Source organism: Corallococcus carmarthensis, assembly GCF_003611695.1.
In the GTDB taxonomy this organism is placed as follows: domain Bacteria; phylum Myxococcota; class Myxococcia; order Myxococcales; family Myxococcaceae; genus Corallococcus; species Corallococcus carmarthensis.
Genome location: NZ_RAWE01000112.1, coordinates 1 through 18,296 on the forward strand (window position 1 = coordinate 1; position 18,296 = coordinate 18,296).

Annotated in this window: 14 protein-coding genes; 3 read left to right on the plus strand and 11 right to left on the minus strand. The window is 69.7% G+C overall.

The window, feature by feature from the left end:
- Nucleotides 1-150: 150 nt before the first annotated feature.
- Together D7X32_RS26210 and D7X32_RS26220 are read right to left on the minus strand one after the other, a co-directional pair.
- A complete protein-coding gene (locus tag D7X32_RS26210) occupies nucleotides 151-942 on the minus strand; it encodes a ParA family protein (RefSeq protein ID WP_120605328.1) in 792 nt (263 codons plus the stop codon).
- A 3,377-nt stretch (nucleotides 943-4,319) separates the two neighbouring features.
- Nucleotides 4,320-4,712, minus strand: a complete 393-nt coding sequence (locus tag D7X32_RS26220; protein ID WP_120605306.1) for a VOC family protein — start codon at nucleotides 4,710-4,712, stop codon at nucleotides 4,320-4,322.
- A gap of 98 nt (nucleotides 4,713-4,810) precedes the next feature.
- Here D7X32_RS26220 and D7X32_RS26225 point away from each other — a divergent pair, with 98 nt between their 5' ends.
- Entirely contained in the window at nucleotides 4,811-5,764 is a 954-nt protein-coding gene (locus D7X32_RS26225; protein ID WP_120605307.1) for an oxidoreductase, read from the plus strand.
- Between the two features lie 45 nt (nucleotides 5,765-5,809).
- Here D7X32_RS26225 and D7X32_RS26230 read toward each other — a convergent pair whose 3' ends face one another.
- Nucleotides 5,810-6,652 (minus strand): helix-turn-helix transcriptional regulator, encoded by an 843-nt coding sequence (locus D7X32_RS26230; RefSeq protein ID WP_244239182.1) that lies wholly within the window; start codon nucleotides 6,650-6,652, stop codon nucleotides 5,810-5,812.
- Between the two features lie 176 nt (nucleotides 6,653-6,828).
- Nucleotides 6,829-7,278, minus strand: coding sequence for a MarR family winged helix-turn-helix transcriptional regulator (locus D7X32_RS26235; protein WP_120605309.1), 450 nt, complete (start codon nucleotides 7,276-7,278; stop codon nucleotides 6,829-6,831).
- A 36-nt stretch (nucleotides 7,279-7,314) separates the two neighbouring features.
- On the opposite strand from D7X32_RS26235, the gene D7X32_RS26240 reads away from it, so the two are divergent.
- On the plus strand, nucleotides 7,315-8,475 hold the full coding sequence (locus D7X32_RS26240) for an FAD-dependent oxidoreductase (RefSeq protein ID WP_244239183.1): 1,161 nt from the start codon (nucleotides 7,315-7,317) through the stop codon (nucleotides 8,473-8,475).
- Nucleotides 8,476-8,502: 27 nt separating this feature from the next.
- Here the strand turns inward: D7X32_RS26240 and rsmG are convergent, their stop codons facing one another.
- The 6 genes from rsmG to D7X32_RS26270 all read right to left on the minus strand — a co-directional run bounded on the left by rsmG (nucleotide 8,503) and on the right by D7X32_RS26270 (nucleotide 16,287).
- Nucleotides 8,503-9,156 carry a 16S rRNA (guanine(527)-N(7))-methyltransferase RsmG gene (gene rsmG / locus D7X32_RS26245; protein ID WP_120605311.1) on the minus strand — a complete coding sequence of 218 codons (654 nt, stop codon included), beginning with the start codon at nucleotides 9,154-9,156 and terminating at the stop codon, nucleotides 8,503-8,505.
- Between the two features lie 76 nt (nucleotides 9,157-9,232).
- A complete protein-coding gene (gene mnmG / locus D7X32_RS26250; RefSeq protein ID WP_120605312.1) occupies nucleotides 9,233-11,074 on the minus strand; it encodes a tRNA uridine-5-carboxymethylaminomethyl(34) synthesis enzyme MnmG in 1,842 nt (613 codons plus the stop codon).
- Between the two features lie 480 nt (nucleotides 11,075-11,554).
- A complete protein-coding gene (locus D7X32_RS45075; protein ID WP_147450267.1) occupies nucleotides 11,555-12,112 on the minus strand; it encodes a hypothetical protein in 558 nt (185 codons plus the stop codon).
- 131 nt (nucleotides 12,113-12,243) lie between these two features.
- On the minus strand, nucleotides 12,244-12,921 hold the full coding sequence (locus D7X32_RS26260; protein ID WP_120605314.1) for a glutathione S-transferase family protein: 678 nt from the start codon (nucleotides 12,919-12,921) through the stop codon (nucleotides 12,244-12,246).
- 37 nt (nucleotides 12,922-12,958) lie between these two features.
- Complete coding sequence (locus D7X32_RS26265; protein ID WP_120605315.1) at nucleotides 12,959-13,420, minus strand: macro domain-containing protein; 462 nt, start codon at nucleotides 13,418-13,420, stop codon at nucleotides 12,959-12,961.
- Between the two features lie 41 nt (nucleotides 13,421-13,461).
- Nucleotides 13,462-16,287, minus strand: coding sequence for a M16 family metallopeptidase (locus D7X32_RS26270; RefSeq protein WP_171448124.1), 2,826 nt, complete (start codon nucleotides 16,285-16,287; stop codon nucleotides 13,462-13,464).
- Nucleotides 16,288-16,539: 252 nt separating this feature from the next.
- Between D7X32_RS26270 and D7X32_RS26275 the strand changes: the two genes are divergently transcribed.
- Nucleotides 16,540-17,076, plus strand: coding sequence for a hypothetical protein (locus D7X32_RS26275; protein WP_120605317.1), 537 nt, complete (start codon nucleotides 16,540-16,542; stop codon nucleotides 17,074-17,076).
- Nucleotides 17,077-17,097: 21 nt separating this feature from the next.
- On the opposite strand, the gene D7X32_RS26280 is transcribed toward D7X32_RS26275, so the two are convergent.
- The gene (locus D7X32_RS26280) at nucleotides 17,098-18,084 is read right to left on the minus strand and encodes an aldo/keto reductase (RefSeq protein WP_120605318.1); all 987 of its coding nucleotides are present in this window, start codon (nucleotides 18,082-18,084) and stop codon (nucleotides 17,098-17,100) included.
- Nucleotides 18,085-18,296 lie beyond the last annotated feature (212 nt).

Below are 18,296 nucleotides of genomic sequence, written 5' to 3' on the forward strand. Positions count from 1 at the left end.
GCGGGGGCGGCCTGGGGGATGAGGGCGGACAGGCCCCGGCCCAGGGCGCGCTTCTGGGTGTCTGCGTTCTTCTGCACGGCGGTTGGGAACTCCCGCGCCAGCGTGGGGCCGGCGCGCATGGGCCTTGAAAGGTGGGGCTGAGGGGACCGGTCAGGCGACCCGGCGCTTGGACGGCTTGGGGGAGTCCCGGCGCATCAGCTCCCGGCCGAGCGCCAGGTAGCTCTCGCAGCCCTTCGACTTGATGTCATAGAGGATGATGGGCTTGCCGAAGGACGGGCACTCGGACAGGCGCACGTTGCGCGGCACGACGGCCTGGAAGACCTGGTCCTTGAAGTAGCCGCGCACCTCGTCGACGACCTGGTGGGCGATGTTCGCGCGCGCGTCGAACATGGTGAGGAGGATGCCCTCCATCTTCAGCGAGGGGTTGAGCCCCTGCTTGACCAGGTCGATGGTGTGCGTGAGCTGGGACAGGCCTTCGAGCGCGTAGTACTCGCACTGCAGCGGGATGAGGACGGAGTCCGCGGACACGAGCGCGTTGAGCGTGAGCAGGCCGAGCGAGGGCGGACAGTCGATGATGATGTAGTCGTACTTGTCCTTGAGCGGCAGCAGGGCTTCGCGCAGGCGGAACTCGCGGCGCTCCAGGTTGACGAGTTCGACTTCCGCGCCGGTGAGGTCGGGCGTGGCGGGGATGACCTGGAGGAAGCGCAGCTCGGTGGGGTGGATGAGCTCGGAAGCAGGGCGGCCACCGAGGAGCGCGTCGTAGACGGTGCCGTTGAGGGAGTCGCGCTTGAGGCCCAGGCCGCTGCCGGCGTTGCCCTGGGGGTCCATGTCCACCAGCAGGGTGCGGCGCTCCGCGGACGCGAGGCTCGCGGCGAGGTTGATGGCGGTGGTGGTCTTGCCCACCCCGCCCTTCTGGTTGGAGATGCAGATGATACGACCCACGTGGCCCATCCTCTCTCGCCCCGGCTGACGCCAGAGCCCCCACACTAATTAGTGCCTGAGGTGCACGAGCTAGTGCTGATCAGGCAGCTAGCACGGGGTTCGAGGACGGATCAATTTCCCATCCAAGGTGCGGCCGGAACGCTGCCCGGCCCCTCGCTTGGGGGCCCGTGGGTGGCTGGAAGGGGTGGAAATTCGCGCGGCTGGGGGTGGCTGCGCGTGCCTGCCTGGCTGCTTTCCGGCGCTGATTCCGTGCGGGCTGGAAGGGTGTTGGGTTTTTCAGGGGGTCGCGTGGAGCGAAGTCCGTTGAGGTGACTTCGCGCCGTTCGCGGGTCCGGCGTTTCACGTGGAACGGGTTGGGGTTCGCGGGCCCGTGCGGCGGATGGATTTCGCGTGGGCGTTCGCGCGGACCGGTGCGCCGATGCGGTCGGCGCGGCTGAGTGTTCGGCGGCCGGTTCAGGTTCGCGGTCGGCGCGGCGAAGGGTTCGGCGGCCGGTTCAGGTTCGCGGTCGGCACGATGGAGGTTTTGGCGGCCGGCCCTGGTCCGCGGTCGGCGCGTTGGCTGTCTCTGCGTCCGGTTCAGGTCCGCGGTCGGCACGGCGGAGTTGACGCGGTTCGGAACTGCGCAGGCCGCGCGTGTCCGCGCACCGGCTCGGCGAGTTCGGGTCGTGGGGTCCGGAGTCGTGGAGGTGAGAAGCGGGGCGAGCGGTCCGGCCACCCGCATTGGCTGCGGGAGCACGGGCTGACCCGCCATGGCCGTGCTCACGTGGCGAAGATGTTCGGCCAGTCACCGGCCGCGAGTTCCCTATGCGGTCCACCTCCACGTTCCACGTGAAACGTCGCGGGTGCCGGCCTGATGCGTGCCCGCATCACTTCCATGGATGGGCCCGCGTGAACGCCGCGCGGTTCGCGGTGCGCACCGGCTGGCTTCCGGTTCGCCGCGCCAACTGGACGCGCTTTCCCACTTCGAACCTTCGTGGAACCGGAACCGTCGTGCGCGGCGCCGCCATTGGAGGCCGCCCGCGACTTCGTGCCAGCCGGTCGTTGGCGGACCCGCATCGGTGATGGCCGCGCCCGTCGTTCCACGTGGAACACGCATCGGCGCGGACTGGCGCCAGCGACCACGCCACGGCGGCTTCGTGCGGTGCGCTGGCGGTTCGTGAAGCGCTCCTCATTGGATACGCGGACCACCGCGCGCGGCACAGGTCCCGTCGCGGGTCTGGCACCCGCGCCGACCTTGGATGCGATGACGGGTTTCGCGGCGAGGAACGGGCGGGCCAGTCCAACGGTCTTTCACGTGGACCCACTGCACGTCACCGGCTGCGCGGCACCGTCTCCGGATCCTGAAGCCACGCTTCATGGGGAACGAGGGATGGGCCAACGGACTTCCGCGTGGACCGGCATCAAAGTCACCGGCTGCTCGGCACCGGCTTCGGCCCCTGGATCCGCGCTTCATGGGAAACGAGGCACGCGATGCGGACCTCTCTTCATCATGCGGCGAAGCACTGGCTTCACACCGCCACGGCCCCGCCAGGTGACAGGGCCATCTGATGCGGTGGTGCCAGCCATGGCCGCTGGACGTTCCACGTGGAACACGCCCCATGCCGCGACGAGCACTTCGCCGCGAAAGAGCGCCCATCGCTTTTCAGTGAGCCCCGCGAACAGAGCTCATCCACGCCGGTCGTTCCCGCTGTCCCATCCGCTGACACGGGCACCGGGATGCGGTTGGACGGCCTGGCGCTTCTCACGCGCCGGCAGCGCACGCATTGAAGGTGAGTCATTCCACATGAGCGACGTCCCGCGGAGGTGAGCACCGTCATGCGAGAGAACGGTCCGGCGCGTTTCGTGGACCACCTCAGCCGAAGGCGGTTCGTCCCCCAGGCCGTTCCACGTGGAACACGCCCAGGCCTTCGCGAACATCCGGCGTGAGAGATGGGCATGAAGGTCGCGAGGCCTGAGCAAGCCCAAGCCGTGGATCCATGAAGAGGCGTTCCACGTGGAACATGCCCACGCAGTCGCGACCCCGTACGCGTGAAGAACGGTCAGCGCTTCTTGGGGAACCGCGCACGCGGGCGGCGCTGCCTTCGTTCACGAGGTTCCACGTGGAACACGCTCACCCTTCCGCGAACACGCTCAGTTGAAAGAACGGTCCGCGCTGCGCATGGACTCCGGCGCTGCACGGCAGTGGATCCAGCAACGCGTTCCACGTGGAACACGCCTCCGCTTCCGTGAGCCCCACAAAGCCGAGCACCCGCCGGTGCTCCTTGAAGACGCGCTCACGCAAAGCGCCTCATCGCTTGGGACGTTCCACGTGGAACACGCCACGGGCGCGATGGCAGGAAGTGTCCGAGCCACTTCTGGCGCACGCGACTCAAGCAGCGGTTGGAGAAGAAGCAGCCAGCCTGGGGCTCTCTTTCATCGGCCGTGATTCGCATCCGCTCCTTCATGCCCGCGTCGCGAAAGCTGTCCGGATCCGATGCGAGCTGGTTCGCGCATGGGAGCGCTGCGTGCCTGATGCGCGGCCGTTCGTGCGGCTCCTTTTTCGCCACCCGGCAGCGCGTCCCATGCGCTGACCGTCAGGATGAAGGCCGGAGTCCGAGCAGCCAGGTGAGCCCCTTCTTGTGGCGTGTTCCACGTGGAACACGCGGGCCGGATGCGCGCCAACTCCCCCACCCTGCGCTTCATCAAGCGCTCCGGGTTGAGCACCTCCAACGCCACGGTGAGCAACCGCGCGCTGCTTCTCCTGGGGACATGCGTGCTCACCACAACCACCGCGCGGACCGGAAGCCGGCCGTGTTCCACGTGGAACACCGGTCGACCGTTCAGCCGATGGCTCCCGCGCTTCAACACGTTCAGCGCTTCCCCTCACGCATCGGATCCGGTGAGCGAGGTCCTGCCTTGAAGCCACGTGCATGCGCATGGGCCCGAAGCCGTGGCGTGATTCGGTACAGGACCCGGATGCCTGTGCGTGAACGCGGCTTGAAGGCGGTCCGCCGCGCCTTTGCAGTCACCGCGTGTTCCACGTGGAACACGGAGCCTCACGGATACGGCGGCCCTCATCCTTCATGCGCTTTCGCATCAAGGCTTCGGACATGGATCCCTTCCACCTGGGTGAGGAGAGAGACCCATCCCGGGACGCCCATCCGCGGCGAACCGCACGAACGGGTCCGACAGTCGGACCGGTTTGGGACCGACCCGGGCGGGGGCTGCGCATGGAGATCCGGCGGACTTGTTCCACGTGGAACATGGGGCCTCTTGAGCACGGAAACAGCGGGCGTTGGAAACGCATCCACCGCGGCATCCCGGTCCGCATCCGGCGGTCCCGGCCGTGGACGTTCCACGTGGAACACGCGCCGTCCTTCAAGAACCGGCGGCCCGCGTCAGCGCGGCCAGGCGGCTTGCTGAAGCACGACGCGGTAGCCGTCTGGATCCTCGAAGGTCCTTCCGTTCGCGTCCCAGTACGGATTGCGTGACGGCACCGGCGCGAAGCCCGCGGCCTCCATGCGGTGGACCCGCGCGGACCACGCTTCCGGGTCCGGCACGTAGAACACCAGGAGGTGGTCCTGGGATGGGGCTCGCGGCGCTTCGTGTCCGCGCTCCACCGTGAACTCCAGGTGATACGGCGCACCCGGATGCCCGAGCATCACACCGTCGAACCCCGCGTGGTCCTCGAACCCTCCGAGCACCTCGAAGCCCAACCCGTCCCGGTAGAAGCGCACCACCGCGTCCAGGTCTCGTGTCGGCCTCGCGACCCTCAGCTTCACCACGTCCATGACCGCCCTCCCCTTCCGGGCACCTCATCCGGGTGGTGCCACACATAGGATGAATTGACGCTCTTTTCGCGCGGGCCCGGGGCCTTCACCTTGCGCCCATGACCACGAAACAGCAGCCCCTGAACTCCGGCTTCGGCGCGACCACCACGGCGCGCGAGGCCTTGGGCAACACCCGGCTCGATGGAACCTTCGCCATCGTGACCGGCGGCTACGCGGGCATCGGACTGGAGACCACCCGCACGCTCCAGGCCTCCGGTGCCACCGTCATCGTCCCCGTGCGGACTCCCGACAAGGCCCGCGCCGCGCTCGCTGGATTGGAGCGCGTGGAGTTGGAGCCACTGGACCTCATGGATCCGGCCTCCATCGACGCGTTCGCGGCGCGCTTCATTGCGTCCGGCCGGCCCCTGCACCTGCTCATCAACAACGCGGGCATCATGGCCGCACCGCTCAGCCGCGACGCGCGCGGGTTCGAATCCCAGTTCGCCACCAACCACCTGGGCCACTTCCAACTGACCGCGCGGCTCTGGCCCGCGTTGAAGCAGGCGAACGGCGCGCGCGTGGTGTGCCTGTCATCACGCGGCCACTTCTTCTCCGACGTCGACTTCGAGGACCCGAACTTCCACCAGCGGCCCTACGACAAGTGGGTCGCCTACGGGCAGTCGAAGACCGCGAACATCCTCTTCGCCGTCGGGCTCGATGCACGCGGCGAGGCCCACCGCGTGCGCGCGTTCGCCGTGCACCCCGGCGGCATCATGACGGAGCTGATCCGGTCCATGTCCGAGGAGGAGGTCCGCGCCTCCATCGAGAACTCCAACAAGGTGGAGCCGCTGAAGACGCCTGAGCAGGGCGCGGCGACCACGGTCTGGTGCGCGACCAGTCCCCAGCTCGAGGGCAAGGGCGGCGTCTACTGCGAGAACGTCGACATCGCCGTGATGGCGCCGCCTGACGCCACCATCCGGCGCGGCGTGAAGGAATGGGCCGTGGATCCGAAGCGGGCCGACCGGCTGTGGACCGCGAGCGAGGCGTGGACCGGCGTTCGCTTCAATCCGTGACGCGCAGGTATTGATGTCGCGCGATGCCCGGTCCCGGCTGGGGACTCAGGGCCGCGGGAACAGCTTCCGCGCGCGCTCCAGGTTGGGACCGGGACGCGGCGCATAGAAGGACACGCGCAGCTCCCGTCCATCGGGTTCCGAGTACGTGAGCGTGACGTTCTCGAACTCGATGGGCCCCAGCTCCGGAAGGAGGATCACCTTCAACATGGAGGGAGTCTCCACCACGTCGTGCTCGCTCCAGAGGCGCGCGAACTCCGGGCTCGCGGCCTGGAGCTTCTCCACCAGCGCGTCGAACTCCGACCGGTCCGCGGCCCTCGCGGCGTCCATCCGGAAGCCCGCCACCGCGCGGCGCACCGCCTCCTCCCAGGAAGGCATGCTCGCGCGCCGGTCCGGATTCATGAACAGCGCCCACAGCCCGTTGCGCTCCTCCGCGGCGGGCTGTGCCAGGTCCGCGTAGAGGACCGTCGCCGCCGCGTTCCACGCGACGATGTCCCAGCGGCGCGTGGAGACCAGCGCCGGAAAGGGATGCGCGTCGAGGAGCCGTTGAAGCGCGTCGCTGACCGAATCCGGTGAGCTCACGGGCCTGGGCGCGGGCCGGCCATGCGCGAGTTCGAAGAGGTGCAACCGCTCCGTCGGCGTGAGACGGAGCGCGACCACCAGGCGCTCCAGCAGGGGTTCGGAGACGTGGATGTCCCTCCCCTGCTCCAGCCACGTGTACCAACTGACGCCCACGTCGGCGAGGCGGGCCAGCTCCTCGCGGCGAAGGCCCGGCGTGCGCCGCCGCGAACCGGAGGAAAGTCCCACGTCCTCCGGATGCAGGCGCTCACGGCGGCTGCGAAGGAAGCGCGCGAGCTCGGCGCGCCCGGAGCTGCGGGAGGTGTCCGTCACGCGGAGGCACGTTAGGCCATCACCCCACGCGAGGCACCGGACCCGTGTGTTCGCGGCCATGCGTCAGCGCAGGGGATCCGCCGCGGGGGTCCCAACCTGTCCGACAGCCGGACAGGTTCGTGAGGCGCGCTCTTGGAGAGGCCGCGGATCCACTCGCGCGGTGACGCGGATCCGCGTCACCGTTCCAGGTTCTCCACCACGCGCTGAAGCAGGCTCACCAGCTGCGCCTTCTCCTTCGCGCTGAAGCCGGCCATCACGTCCTGTTCCACGGCCATGAGCGCCGCCTTCCCTTCCGGCCACCGCTGCCGCGCCGTCCGCGTGAGCGAGGTCAGGCTGCCGCGCGCATCCTCCGGGTTGGGCTCGCGCTGGACCACGCCGTCGCGCTCCATGCGCGCCAACAGCTCCGCCATCGTCGGCTGCTCCACGCGCGCCCACTTCGCCAGGTCCTTCTGCGACTTCGCGCTCCCGTCCTGCAACGCATGCAGCACCGGCATCTGTCCCATCCCGAAACCCATCGGGCGCAGGCGTCCCTCTTGAAGCCGCAGCAGCAGGCGCGAGGCGCGGTTGAGCCAGAACGAGGCGGTCGACTGGGGGTCCCAACCCCCGACGGTCTCTTTGGGTTGCATAGGGCCCTATCTTAATTTACATAGCAGGCTATGCACATGACCAGAACAGTGGGAATCGTCGGGGGCGGTCCGGGTGGGCTGACGTTGGCGAGGGTCCTGGCGACACGGGGCATCGCGGCCACGGTGTTCGAACTGGATGAGCACCCGCTCGCCCGTCCTCAAGGAGGTTCGCTGGACCTGCACGGCGACTCCGGGCTGCGCGCCCTTCGCGAAGCCGGACTGGAGGCGGAGTTCAAGGCCGTTGCCCGGTACGACGACCAGGGTGACGCCATCTACGACGCGCAGGGGACGCTCCACTTCCAGCACAACGAGGAGAGCGGCGGCGACCGGCCGGAAATCGACCGCACGCAGCTACGCTCCCTGCTCCTGGCCAGCCTCCCCTCGGAGCGGATCCGCTGGGGAAGCAAGGTGTCCGCCGTGGAGCCGCTCCCCGACGGGCGCTACCGCGTCGTGGGTCCGGAGGGCACGCTCGGCGAGTTCGACCTGGTGGTGGGCGCGGATGGCGCATGGTCGCGGATCCGCCCGCTCGTGTCGCAGGAGACGCCGGCCTTCACGGGCGTGCTCTTCATCGAGCTTCAAATCGACGACGTGGACACGCGACACCCGGAGGTCGCGAAGCTGCTGCCGCACGGGAAGATCTCCGTGGTCGGGAACAACCAGGGCCTCATCGCCCAGCGCAGCAGCCACGGCCACGTGCGCGTCTACTTCATGTTCCGCGTGTCCGAGGAGCAGCTGCGCCAGGGGCTCGTGGACGTGTCCTCCCCTGCCCGCGCCCGGGAGCAACTCAAGGCGCTGCTCCCCGGATGGGCGCCGTCCCTGCTCGCGTTCATCGACGCGAGCAACGACACGCTCGCCGCCCGCCCCATCGTCGCGCTGCCCGTGGGCCACCGGTGGACGCACCGGCCGGGCGTGACGCTGCTCGGGGACGCGGCCCACGTCATGCCGCCGTTCTCCGGTGAGGGCGTGAACATGGCGATGCTCGACGGACTGGAGCTGGCGCTCGCGCTGTCATCGGACTCCGACTGGAGCCGGGCCGTGAAGGGCTACGAGGAGGCCATGTTCGAGCGCGCTGCCGGGGCCGCCGAGGGTGCCATGCAGGGGCTGGACTTCGTCTCGGAGCACGCGCTCGAGCACGTGATGGAGCACTTCCGGGAGATCCAGCAGCAGGCGGCGGGCGCGGGCGCGGGCGCGCACTGAAGCGTGGGCCCGGCGCCCTCCCCTCCCCTACTGCTTCGCGAACACCGCGACCTGACGCTCGGCACCGGAGAACGGGAGCCGGTACGCCCGGGCGGACACCACGCGCAGGTTGCGCTCGGCCGCGCGCGCCTGGAGCTCCGCGTCCGTCTGCGCCTTGCCCAGCATCGCCACCACGCGCCCGCCCTCCTCCACGTACGCGGGCGCCAGGCCCAGCCAGTCCGGCAGGTCCATGAACGCTCGCGCGATGAGCACCTGCGCGCGCGGAATCCCCTCCGTCTCCGGCTTCCCTTCCGCCCGAGCGTGCAGCCCGCGCACGCCGGTGAGTCCCAGGCTGGCGGCGGCGGCCTTGATGAACGCGACCTTCTTGCCCACCGTGTCCACCAGCGTCACGCCCATGCTTGGCAGCACCAGCTTCAACGGCAGTCCCGGGAAGCCCGCGCCCGCGCCCAGGTCCAGCAGCGACGTCGCGCCCGTCACCTCCGGCAGCACCGCCAGCGAGTCCAGGAAGTGCTTCTCCAGCACCTCCTCCGGCGCGGTGATGGCCGTGAGGTTCACCTTCGCGTTCCACTTCAGGAGCTCCGCCATCAGCCGCTGGAGCTGGGGCCCCACGTCCGGCCCCACCGTCACGCCCAACGCACTGCATCCCGAGGCCAGCTGATCTGCGAACCGCGCGTTATCCACAACACCTCCACCCCGAAGGGCCCTTCAAGTCCTTGGAATCACTCAGGGGGAATTCATCCCCAGAATTGTCCACACGTTATCCACAGCCCTGTTCCTGATCACTTGACGGCCCCTGTCCCCGCTTGAGCGCGACCAGGAGCAGGGACACCGCGGCGGGCGTCAGGCCCGGAATCCGCCTCGCCTGCCCCACCGTTCCGGGCCGGTGCGAGGACAGCTTCTCCACCGCCTCCGTACTCAGGCCGCGCACGCCCGTGAAGCGAAACGCGTCCGGGATGCGCCAGCGGTCGGAGGCCTCGGCCTCGCGCGCCGCGGCCCGGGCGGCCTGGGCGATGTAGCCCTCGTACTTCACCTCGACCTCCACCTCTTCGGTGACGTCGGGGGTGAGGGCCGGGAAGTCCTCGCGACCTTCGGTCAGCTGCGCGTACGACACCTCCGGGCGCTTGAGCCGCATCGCCAGACCCGCACGCTTGAGCCGCGCCACCTCCGCCGTCACCGCGTGGGCCCGTGCCTCCGCGCGCTCCAGGGCCTCCTTCGGCAAGAGCCCCACGCGATGCCCGTGCCGAGCGAGCCGCAGGTCCGCGTTGCCCTCGCGCAGCTTGAGCCGGTGTTCGGAGCGGCTGGTGAACATGCGGAACGGTTCGTCCACGCCCTTGGTGACCAGGTCGTCCACGAGCACCGCGCCGTGCGCCTCGTCGCGGCCCACGGCGAGCGCCGGTTCGCCCTTCACCTGGAGCGCCGCCTGGATGCCGGCCCACAGCCCCTGGAAGGCGGCCTCCTCGTAGCCGGAGGTGCCGTTGAGCTGGCCCGCGAAGTACAGGCCCGCGACGGCCTTCGTCTCCAGCGTGGGGTGCAGCTGCGTGGGCGGCGCGTAGTCGTACTCCACCGCGTAGCCGTAGCGGACCACCTCCACGCGGGACAGCCCGGGGATGGTGCGCAGGAAGTCCAACTGCACGTCCGCGGGCATGCTGGTGGACAGGCCCGCCGGGTACACGAGCGGCGACGTGGGCCCTTCGGGTTCGAGGAACACCTGGTGACGTTCGCGAGCGGCGAAGCGCACCACCTTGTCCTCCAGCGACGGGCAGTACCGGGGCCCCCGCCCCACGATGTCCCCCTGGAACAGCGGCGAGCGGTGCAGGTTGTCGCGCAGCAGCCGGTGCGTCGCCTCCGTCGTCGCGGTGAGGCCGCACATCACGGCGGGCTGGCGCGGGAACGGCACGCCCTGCTCCACCTGCGTGCGCCAGGAGAACGGCCGCACCCCGGTGTCACCCGGCTGCGGAGTCACGGCATCCCAGTCGATGCTGTCGCGGGACAGCCGCGCGGGCGTGCCCGTCTTGAAGCGGCCCAGCGTGAAGCCGAGCGTGTGCAGCGACTCCGACAGGCCGCGCGCGGCTTCGTCTCCCAGCCGGCCGCCGACCTCCTTCTGCTCGCCCACGTGCATGAGCGCGCGCAGGAAGGTGCCGGTGGTGAGGAGCACCGCGCGGGCCACCACCTGGGTGCCGTCCCCCAGCACCACGCCCTTCACCCTCCCCTCTTCCGCGACGACGGCGGCGACTTCGCCCTCGCGCACGGTGAGGTTCGGCTGGGTGAAGAGGACGGTCTGCATGCCGGCGGCGTAGGCGTCGCGGTCGCAGAGGACGCGGGTGGCCTGCACGGCGGGGCCCTTGGAGGGATTGAGCGTCTTGACGTGCGTGCCCGCGAGGTCCGCCGCGCGCCCCATCTGTCCGCCCAGCGCATCCAGCTCGCGCACCAGGTGTCCCTTGGCGGTGCCACCCACGGCGGGATTGCAGCTCATCACGGCGGCGCGCTCGCGCTTGAGCGTCACGCCCAGGGTGGACAGGCCCATGCGCGCGCACGCGAGCGCCGCCTCGCAGCCCGCGTGGCCCAGCCCCACCACGACGATGTCGTATCGGAGTTCCATCGCGTCCCTGGGGGTATCACGCCCGGACGCGTCCGTGGCAAGCCGGGCAGGGGATGCTGTCCGCCCGGCGGGTTCCCCACCCGCCGGGGCGGTGGCCCAAACACAGACATGCCCGGCAAGTTAAGGAGCACGCGAGGCGGACGGTGGGAGGGGTAACAACGCCGCCCGCCTCGCGCGCACCCGTCATCGTGGATCCGTCAAGGGCGCGCCGGACACACCGGTGGCGTCTCTGGCCCGTCGACGGCGATGGCATCCATGGGACCTGCCTGCACGAGTCCCCCGGACCCTCGTGCCTTCACATGGCGTCGCACACACGGGGGCCAAAGCCTGCCCGTGCGGTGAGGGCGCATGGGGGGTTTCGGACTCGAACCAGCGAGGCCGGCGGACCTCCCGTGTGCGCGACGGGGAAGGGTATAGCGGGGGGGTCTGACATTCCGGGTTCCAGGCCCCGCACCCGAGGGGGCCCGGAACCGCGCGGGGTCAGCGGGAGACCGGGGGGTTCGACCTGCTGGGGCAGTGCACGTTGTCCGGGCAGCGCCCGTCCGACTTCGGGATGCACGCGCCGCAGCACTCCATCTCATCCGGGCGGCACGCCGGCACGCACGCGCCGCACTGCACCACGCCGCCGCAGCCGTCCTCCGCGGTGCCGCACTTCAGCCCCAGCGAGGAGCACGTGGCGCGCTGGCAGACGCAGCGGTCGTCCACGCAGGACTCGTTGGGTTTGCACCCGGGGGTGCAGGTGCTGATGGGACCGGTGGCGTCCTTCTTCGGCTCGACGGGCACGGGCGGCGCCACGCAGCGGCCCTGGGAACAGGTGCCGGCCTGACAGTCACCGCAGTCGATGAAACCTCCGCAGCCATCCGGCGTCCGGCCACAGGCCACCATCGCCTGCGAGCACGTGGCCGGCGCGCAGCCATCCGTCGCCACGTTGTCCCGTGACGCGCGCACGGTGCCGCTACCGCTCGGCGTGCACGCGCCCCACAGTCCCAATGCCAGACACAGTCCGGCCCACCGGCCCAGGCTCCGCACCGCTTCCATGTCATCCACTCCCTGTGCTCCCGGAAAGGGGGCCAGCACGGCCGGCCCGGGAGCCCTGAACGGCCCCATCATGCGCACGCCCGGGCCGGATGTCCGGGTCCATGCGAGAGGGCAGGGGAGGGGAGGGCGCTTCAGCGCGTGATGAGGCCTCGCGCGCTCTCGATGCGCTGCGCGGCGGTGCGCGCGTCCTCCTGCTTGCGAGGCGTGGGCACGTCCAGTCCCCGCTGCGAGGCGGGCCGGTTCTCGATGGCGGCCAGCCACCGCTGCACGCCCGGCAGGCCGTCCAGGGACACGCCGGCCCATTCGTGCGAGCGCACCCAGGCCCAGTTCGCGATGTCCGCGATGCTGTAGTCCCCGGCCAGGTACTCGTGGTCCTTCAGCCGGCTCTCCAGCACCGTGTACAGGCGGCGCGTCTCGTTCTGGTACCGGTCGATGGCGGGCTGGAGCTTCTCCGGGAAGTAGCGGAAGAAGACGTTGGCCTGCCCCTGCATGGGGCCCACGCCGGCCATCTGGAACATCAGCCACTGGATGACGCGCGAGCGGCCCTTCGCATCCGTGGGCATCAACCGGCCCGTCTTCTCCGCCAGGTAGATGAGGATGGCGCCGGACTCGAAGACGGCGAAGTCCCCCTCCGCGCGGTCCACGATGGCGGGGATGCGGCCGTTGGGGTTGATGGCCAGGAACGCGGGCTGCTTCTGCACGCCGGTGGAGATGTCCAGCGCATGCACGGTGTACGGCAGCGCCAGTTCCTCCAGCGCCACGGACACCTTGAAGCCGTTCGGCGTGCCCCACGTGTACAGGTCGATCATGTCACCCTCGCTTCGCATGTGAAGAGGTGCGCTCCGTCTAACGGCGGAAGCGCACCACGCGCACGTCGAAAGCGGGGGCATCCCCCAGGGATTCGCGCATCAGCTCCAGCGCGCGGTCCTCGTCGAAGCTGCCGGAGCCCGCGCCGATGATGGGGAAGGCCACGGAGCGGAAGCCATGCTCCCCGGCGCGCTCCAGCGCGTGGCGCACCGAGTCCTGGATGGACCGCGCGGACGCACGCCAGAGCATGTTGATGCCCGCGACGTGGATGATGCCTTTGAAGGGGAGGCGCCCCGGCCCGGTCACCACCGCCGAGCCCAAGGGCATGGGCCCCACGCGTGCCAGCTCACGGAACGGAGCCGTGCCGCCCCGGCGCTTGATGGCGCCCGACACCCCCTGGGGCAGCAGCAGCCACCAGGGGATGATGTTCCGGTTCCACGCGTTGACGATGGCGTCCACCGGCTGGTCCAGCAGGTCGCCTTCCACCAGTTGCACGGGCATGGGCGCGGACTCTAGCGCCCCGGCCCAATGACAGACACGACTTACGGCGCCGCGCTCGCCTTGGCCGGCGCCGGGGCTTGCTGCTTGGAAGCGCCCACGAAGTCACCCGCGCGCACGAAGGTGGCCTTGCTGAAGTCCAGGTGGTTGGACAGGGCCTTGCGCACGTCCTCGGCGGTCAGCTTCTGGAGCTTCGCCTCCAGGGCCGCGTCGAACGCCAGCGTGCGCCCCAGGTACAGGCCGTTGGACAGCTGCTGCGCCAGGTTCCCATCCTGCGCCCGGGCGGACTGGCGGTACTCCAGGAGGCCCGCGCGCGCCTTGTCCAGTTCCTGCGGCGTGAAGCCCTTCTGCACGGCGCGAGTGACCTCCTCGCGCATGGCGGCCTCCAGCTTCTGGGCGTTCTGCGGGGCGTAGATGGCGTAGGTGACGAACCAGCCCACCGTGTCCAGCTCCTGGGCGGACAGGCTGCTGCCCACGCCATAGGACAGGCCGTCCTGCTGGCGCACGCGCGTGGCCAGCCGCGAGTTGAGGAAGCCGCCGCCCAGCAGGAAGTTGCCCATCATCATGCCGGGCCAGTCCGCGTGGTCGTCGCGCACCTGGAGCAGCTGTCCCGCGAGGAAGTACGCGTTGGCCTTGTCCGGGGTCTCCAGCACGACGGACTTCGGAGCCACGGACTGGTACGTGCGGACCACGCGCGCGTAGGGCGCCGGGCTCTTCCACCCGTCGAGCAGCGTGCCCGCCAGCGAGGTGATCTCCTTCGCGTCGAAGTCACCCACCACCGCGAGCTCCCCACGCGAGGCGCCGTAGAACTGGCGGTGGAAGTCGCGCGCCTGCTCCAGCGTGACGTCCTTCGCGTCTGCCAGGCGCTCGTCCAGGGTGGCCACGTAGAGCGGGTGGCCCTTGGGGTAGTGCGCGCTCAGCATGCGCCAGAACGCGATGCTGGCCTGGGGCTGGGGCTCGCTGCGTTGCGACTCCAGCGAGGCCAGCCGCTCCTGCTTGAGGAGCGCGAACTCCTTCGCGTCGAAGGAGGGCTCGCGCAGCACCTCGGCCACCAGCTTGAGGGTCTCCGGGAGGTTCGCGCGAGGGCACTCGATGGAGACGCTGGCGCCCGTCGCGCCGCCATCCACGCCCACGCGGGCCTTGAGCTTGTCGAACGCGTCCGCCAGCTGCTGGCGGGTGTGCTTCTTCGTGCCGCGCATCAACATGCTGCCGGCGTAGGAGGCGGCGGGCTGCTTGCCGCTCACGGCCTCCGCGGTGCCCCAGTGCAGGTCCAGCGTGAGGTTGACCATCTCGCCGCGCGTCTTCTTGGGGAGCAGCGCGTACTTCACGCCGGAGGCCAGCTCCCCCCGCTGCACGAGCGACTCGATGTTGGCGGGGGAGGGGTCGAAGGCCTCACCCTGGGCCACCAGGGCCTTGCCCTTGTAGCCGTCCACCATCTTGGCCACGTCCATCGGAGGCGGCAGCTCCGAGCGGTCCGGCTTGGGCGTGGGCAGGAAGGAGCCCAGCGTGCGGTTGGAGGCCTTGAGGTACGCGGCGGCCACGCGGGTGACGTCCGCGGGGGTGACGGCCTCGATGCGGTCGCGGTGCAGGAAGAGCAGGCGCCAGTCGCCCACGGCGGCCCACTCGGACAGGAGGATGGCGGCGCGCTCGGAGTTGTTGAGCAAGAGCTCCGTCGACTTCGCGAGGCTCGTCTTCGCGCGGTTCACCTCTTCGTCGGTGAAGGGCGTGCGGGAGGCCTCTTCCACGGTCTTGATCAGCGCTTCGCGCACGGGGGGCAGGGGCTGATCCTGGCGGGCCTCGGCGCTGAAGCCGATGACGCCCGGGTCGCGCAGCTGGAAGTTGAACGCACCCGTGCGCGAGGCCTTCTTCGTCTCCACGAGCGCCTTGTAGAGGCGGCCGGAGGGCACGTCGCCCAGCACCTCGGTGAGCACGTCGATGGCGGCGAAGTCGGGGTGGGCGCCCTCGGGCACGTGGTAGACGCTGGAGAGCAGCTGGTTGTCGCCCACGCGGCGCAGCGTCACTTCCCGCTCACCGTCCTGGATGGGCTCCTGCGTGTACGTGAGGGGCACGGCTTCCGCGGGGCGCGCGAGCTTGCCGAAGGTGGACTGCACGAGCGACAGGGCCTTCTCCGGCTGGAAGCGTCCGGCGATGACGAGCGTCGCGTTGTCGGGCCGGTAGTAGCGCCGGTAGAAGGCCTGGAGCCGGTCGATGGGCACGTGCTCCAGGTCCGCCTTCGCTCCGATGGTGGCCTTGCCGTAGTTGTGCCAGAGGTACGCGGCGCTCATGGTGCGCTTGAAGAGGATGCCGCGCGGGTCGTTCTCGCCGGACTCGAACTCGTTGCGCACGACGGTCATCTCGCTGTCCAAGTCCTTCTGCGCGATGAAGCTGTGGACCATGCGGTCCGCCTCGAAGGCCAGGGCCCAGGACAGGTTGTCGTCCGACGCGGGCAGGGTCTCGTAGTAGTTCGTGCGGTCCAGCCAGGTGGTGCCATTGGGACGCGCGCCGCGTTCAGTGAGGGCCTGGGGCACGTTGGGAGTGGTGGGCGTGCCCTTGAACATCAGGTGTTCGAGCAGGTGGGCCATGCCCGTCTCGCCGTAGCCTTCGTGCTTGCTGCCCACGAGGTAGGTGACGTTGACGGTGACGGTGGCCTTGGTGGGGTCCGGGAAGAGCAGGACGCGCAGGCCATTGGGCAGGCGGTATTCGGTGATGCCCTCCACGCTGGCGACGGGAGCCGGGGAGGCGGGCTTCGCCACGGCGCGCGAGGCAGCGGAGGCGGCGGGCTTCGGAAGGGGAGCCGGGGCCAGGGCCCACACGGGCGGGGCCGCCACGAGCAGGACGGCCAGCAGGGCGAGCGGGGTACGACGCGTCATGCGGTCCTCGAGGTGCGAAGGCGTGGGCACGGGACTTCTAACCGCGCCACCGGGTCCTACCATCCCGAGCATTCCCGCGCCCTCCGGGCAGGCGTCCACCCGGGGACATCCGTGGACCTTCCCAGGTCCTGCCCCGCGCTTCCAACCTCACAGGTTGTCAGCTATCCTGGCGAGGATCCGCTCCGGAGGCCGAACGCAATGTCATGTCAGAACACCTTGGTAGGAGTGCCGCCCATCATCAGGAGGGACGGATTGGCGACGGCGACGGGCGGGGATGTGATGGTGCGGATGCTGCAGGAATTCCGGGAGCTGCAGGAAGAGTCGAAGGAGCAGTTCGCGCGGACAGAGAAGGCGCTGAGGACGGTCCACATGAAGTGCCGGGTCCTCTTCCGGGCGACCCAACGCATGTCGGAGCGCTCCCATGACTTAAAGGAACAAGTCGGCGCCTTCTCGCAACGGGTCAGCGCATTCGCGCAAGACGTCGGAGCCCTCGCGCAAGACGTCGGAGCCCTCGCGCAAGACGTCGGCACCCTCGGGCAAGACGTCGGCACCTGCATGCAACAGGTCCGTGTCTTCGATGCAGAGCTGAATGAGTTCCGGGACAACATGGGTGAACTCACCACGCACGTCTCGACCCTGACGCAGGAAGTGTACGGGATCAAAACCGCGCAGACGCGGATGTTCGGCCAGATGGGCCGCATGGTGCATCACCTCGCGGATGCCCAGGCCTCTGACCGCAAGCGCATCGACGTCCTGGAAGAGCGCATGGACGACCCAGGGGAGAACTGAGCCCGCCATGCGCCATCCCGCTCAGGCGTAGATGCCGCCCGGCGCCATCGCGGAGCCGGACCCCAGGACCTCCTCCACCTCGCGGACCTCCTCGGACGTCAACTGGAAGTCCCCCGCCTGGATGAAGCCATCCACCTGCTTCGCGCTGCGCGCCCCGACGATGGCGGCGGTCACGGACGGCTCTCGCAATGTCCAGGCGAGGGCCACCTCCGCCGGAGAACGCCCATGGCGCGCGCCCACCTCGCGCAGCCGCTCCACCAGCATCAGGTGATGCGACAACTTCGGCTCCTGGAAATCCGCGCGGCGGCGGCGCCAGTCATCATCCGGCATCGCCTGGATGCGCTCGCGCGTCATCGCTCCGGTCAGCAGCCCGGAGGCCCTGGGTGAATACACAATCACCCCGATGCCCTGCTTCTGGCAGTAGGGCAGCACGTCGTCCTCGATGTCCCGGTGGATGAGCGAGTACTGCGGCTGCAACGACGTCACCGGCGCGATGCGCCGCACCCGTTCCAGCTGCGAGACATTGAAGTTGCACACACCCAGCCAGCGCACCTTGCCCTGCCGTTGCAGCTCCGCCAGCGCCGTCCACCCCTCTTCAAGCTCCGCCCCGGCCTCCACCGGCCAGTGCACCTGATACAAATCAATGGCATCCACCTTCAGCCGGCGCAGGGACGCCTCGCACTCCTTGCGGACCGAGTCCGCCTTCAGCCCGCGGCTGACGCTGCCCTGGTCATCCCAGACCATGCCGCACTTGGTGAAGACATACGGCCGTTGGTCCCGGCCCTTCAGCGCCTTCGCCACGACGTCCTCGGAGTGCCCCAGTCCATACACCGCCGCCGTGTCGATCCAGTTGATGCCCGAATCCAACGCGCGCTGGATGGCTTCCATGGACTGCGCGTCGTCCTGCGCGCCCCACGCGAACGCCCAGCCACCGCCACCCATGGCCCACGCGCCGAACCCCAGCACGGTGAGGTCCATGTCGGAATTGCCCAACCGTCGCTTCCGCATCCCATGCCTCCTAAGGGCTGGAAAGAAGAAGAGCGCGGGCGACCGCCTGCTGCCCGCGGGTCCGCGCTCGGATGCCCCTGGTTCCTCGAAGGACGGTGTGCACCGCGGCGGCCACCGCGCGGGCCCGGGTGCCGGCCCGCCCCCCGGCCACCAGGAGGGGCGGGCCCTGGCTCCCCGTCCGCCGTCCATCACTGAATGCCACGCAAGCGTCG

Excerpts from the sequence above, each read along its gene's own strand:
- D7X32_RS26265 (WP_120605315.1), bottom strand. The coding sequence starts at position 13,420 with ATGCCCGTGCAACTGGTGGAAGGCGACCTGCTGGACCAGCCGGTGGAC.
- D7X32_RS26225 (WP_120605307.1), top strand. The coding sequence starts at position 4,811 with ATGACCACGAAACAGCAGCCCCTGAACTCCGGCTTCGGCGCGACCACC.
- D7X32_RS26270 (WP_171448124.1), bottom strand. The coding sequence starts at position 16,287 with ATGACGCGTCGTACCCCGCTCGCCCTGCTGGCCGTCCTGCTCGTGGCG.
- D7X32_RS26260 (WP_120605314.1), bottom strand. The coding sequence starts at position 12,921 with ATGATCGACCTGTACACGTGGGGCACGCCGAACGGCTTCAAGGTGTCC.
- D7X32_RS26235 (WP_120605309.1), bottom strand. The coding sequence starts at position 7,278 with ATGCAACCCAAAGAGACCGTCGGGGGTTGGGACCCCCAGTCGACCGCC.
- D7X32_RS45075 (WP_147450267.1), bottom strand. The coding sequence starts at position 12,112 with ATGGAAGCGGTGCGGAGCCTGGGCCGGTGGGCCGGACTGTGTCTGGCA.
- D7X32_RS26280 (WP_120605318.1), bottom strand. The coding sequence starts at position 18,084 with ATGCGGAAGCGACGGTTGGGCAATTCCGACATGGACCTCACCGTGCTG.
- D7X32_RS26240 (WP_244239183.1), top strand. The coding sequence starts at position 7,315 with ATGACCAGAACAGTGGGAATCGTCGGGGGCGGTCCGGGTGGGCTGACG.
- mnmG (WP_120605312.1), bottom strand. The coding sequence starts at position 11,074 with ATGGAACTCCGATACGACATCGTCGTGGTGGGGCTGGGCCACGCGGGC.
- D7X32_RS26220 (WP_120605306.1), bottom strand. The coding sequence starts at position 4,712 with ATGGACGTGGTGAAGCTGAGGGTCGCGAGGCCGACACGAGACCTGGAC.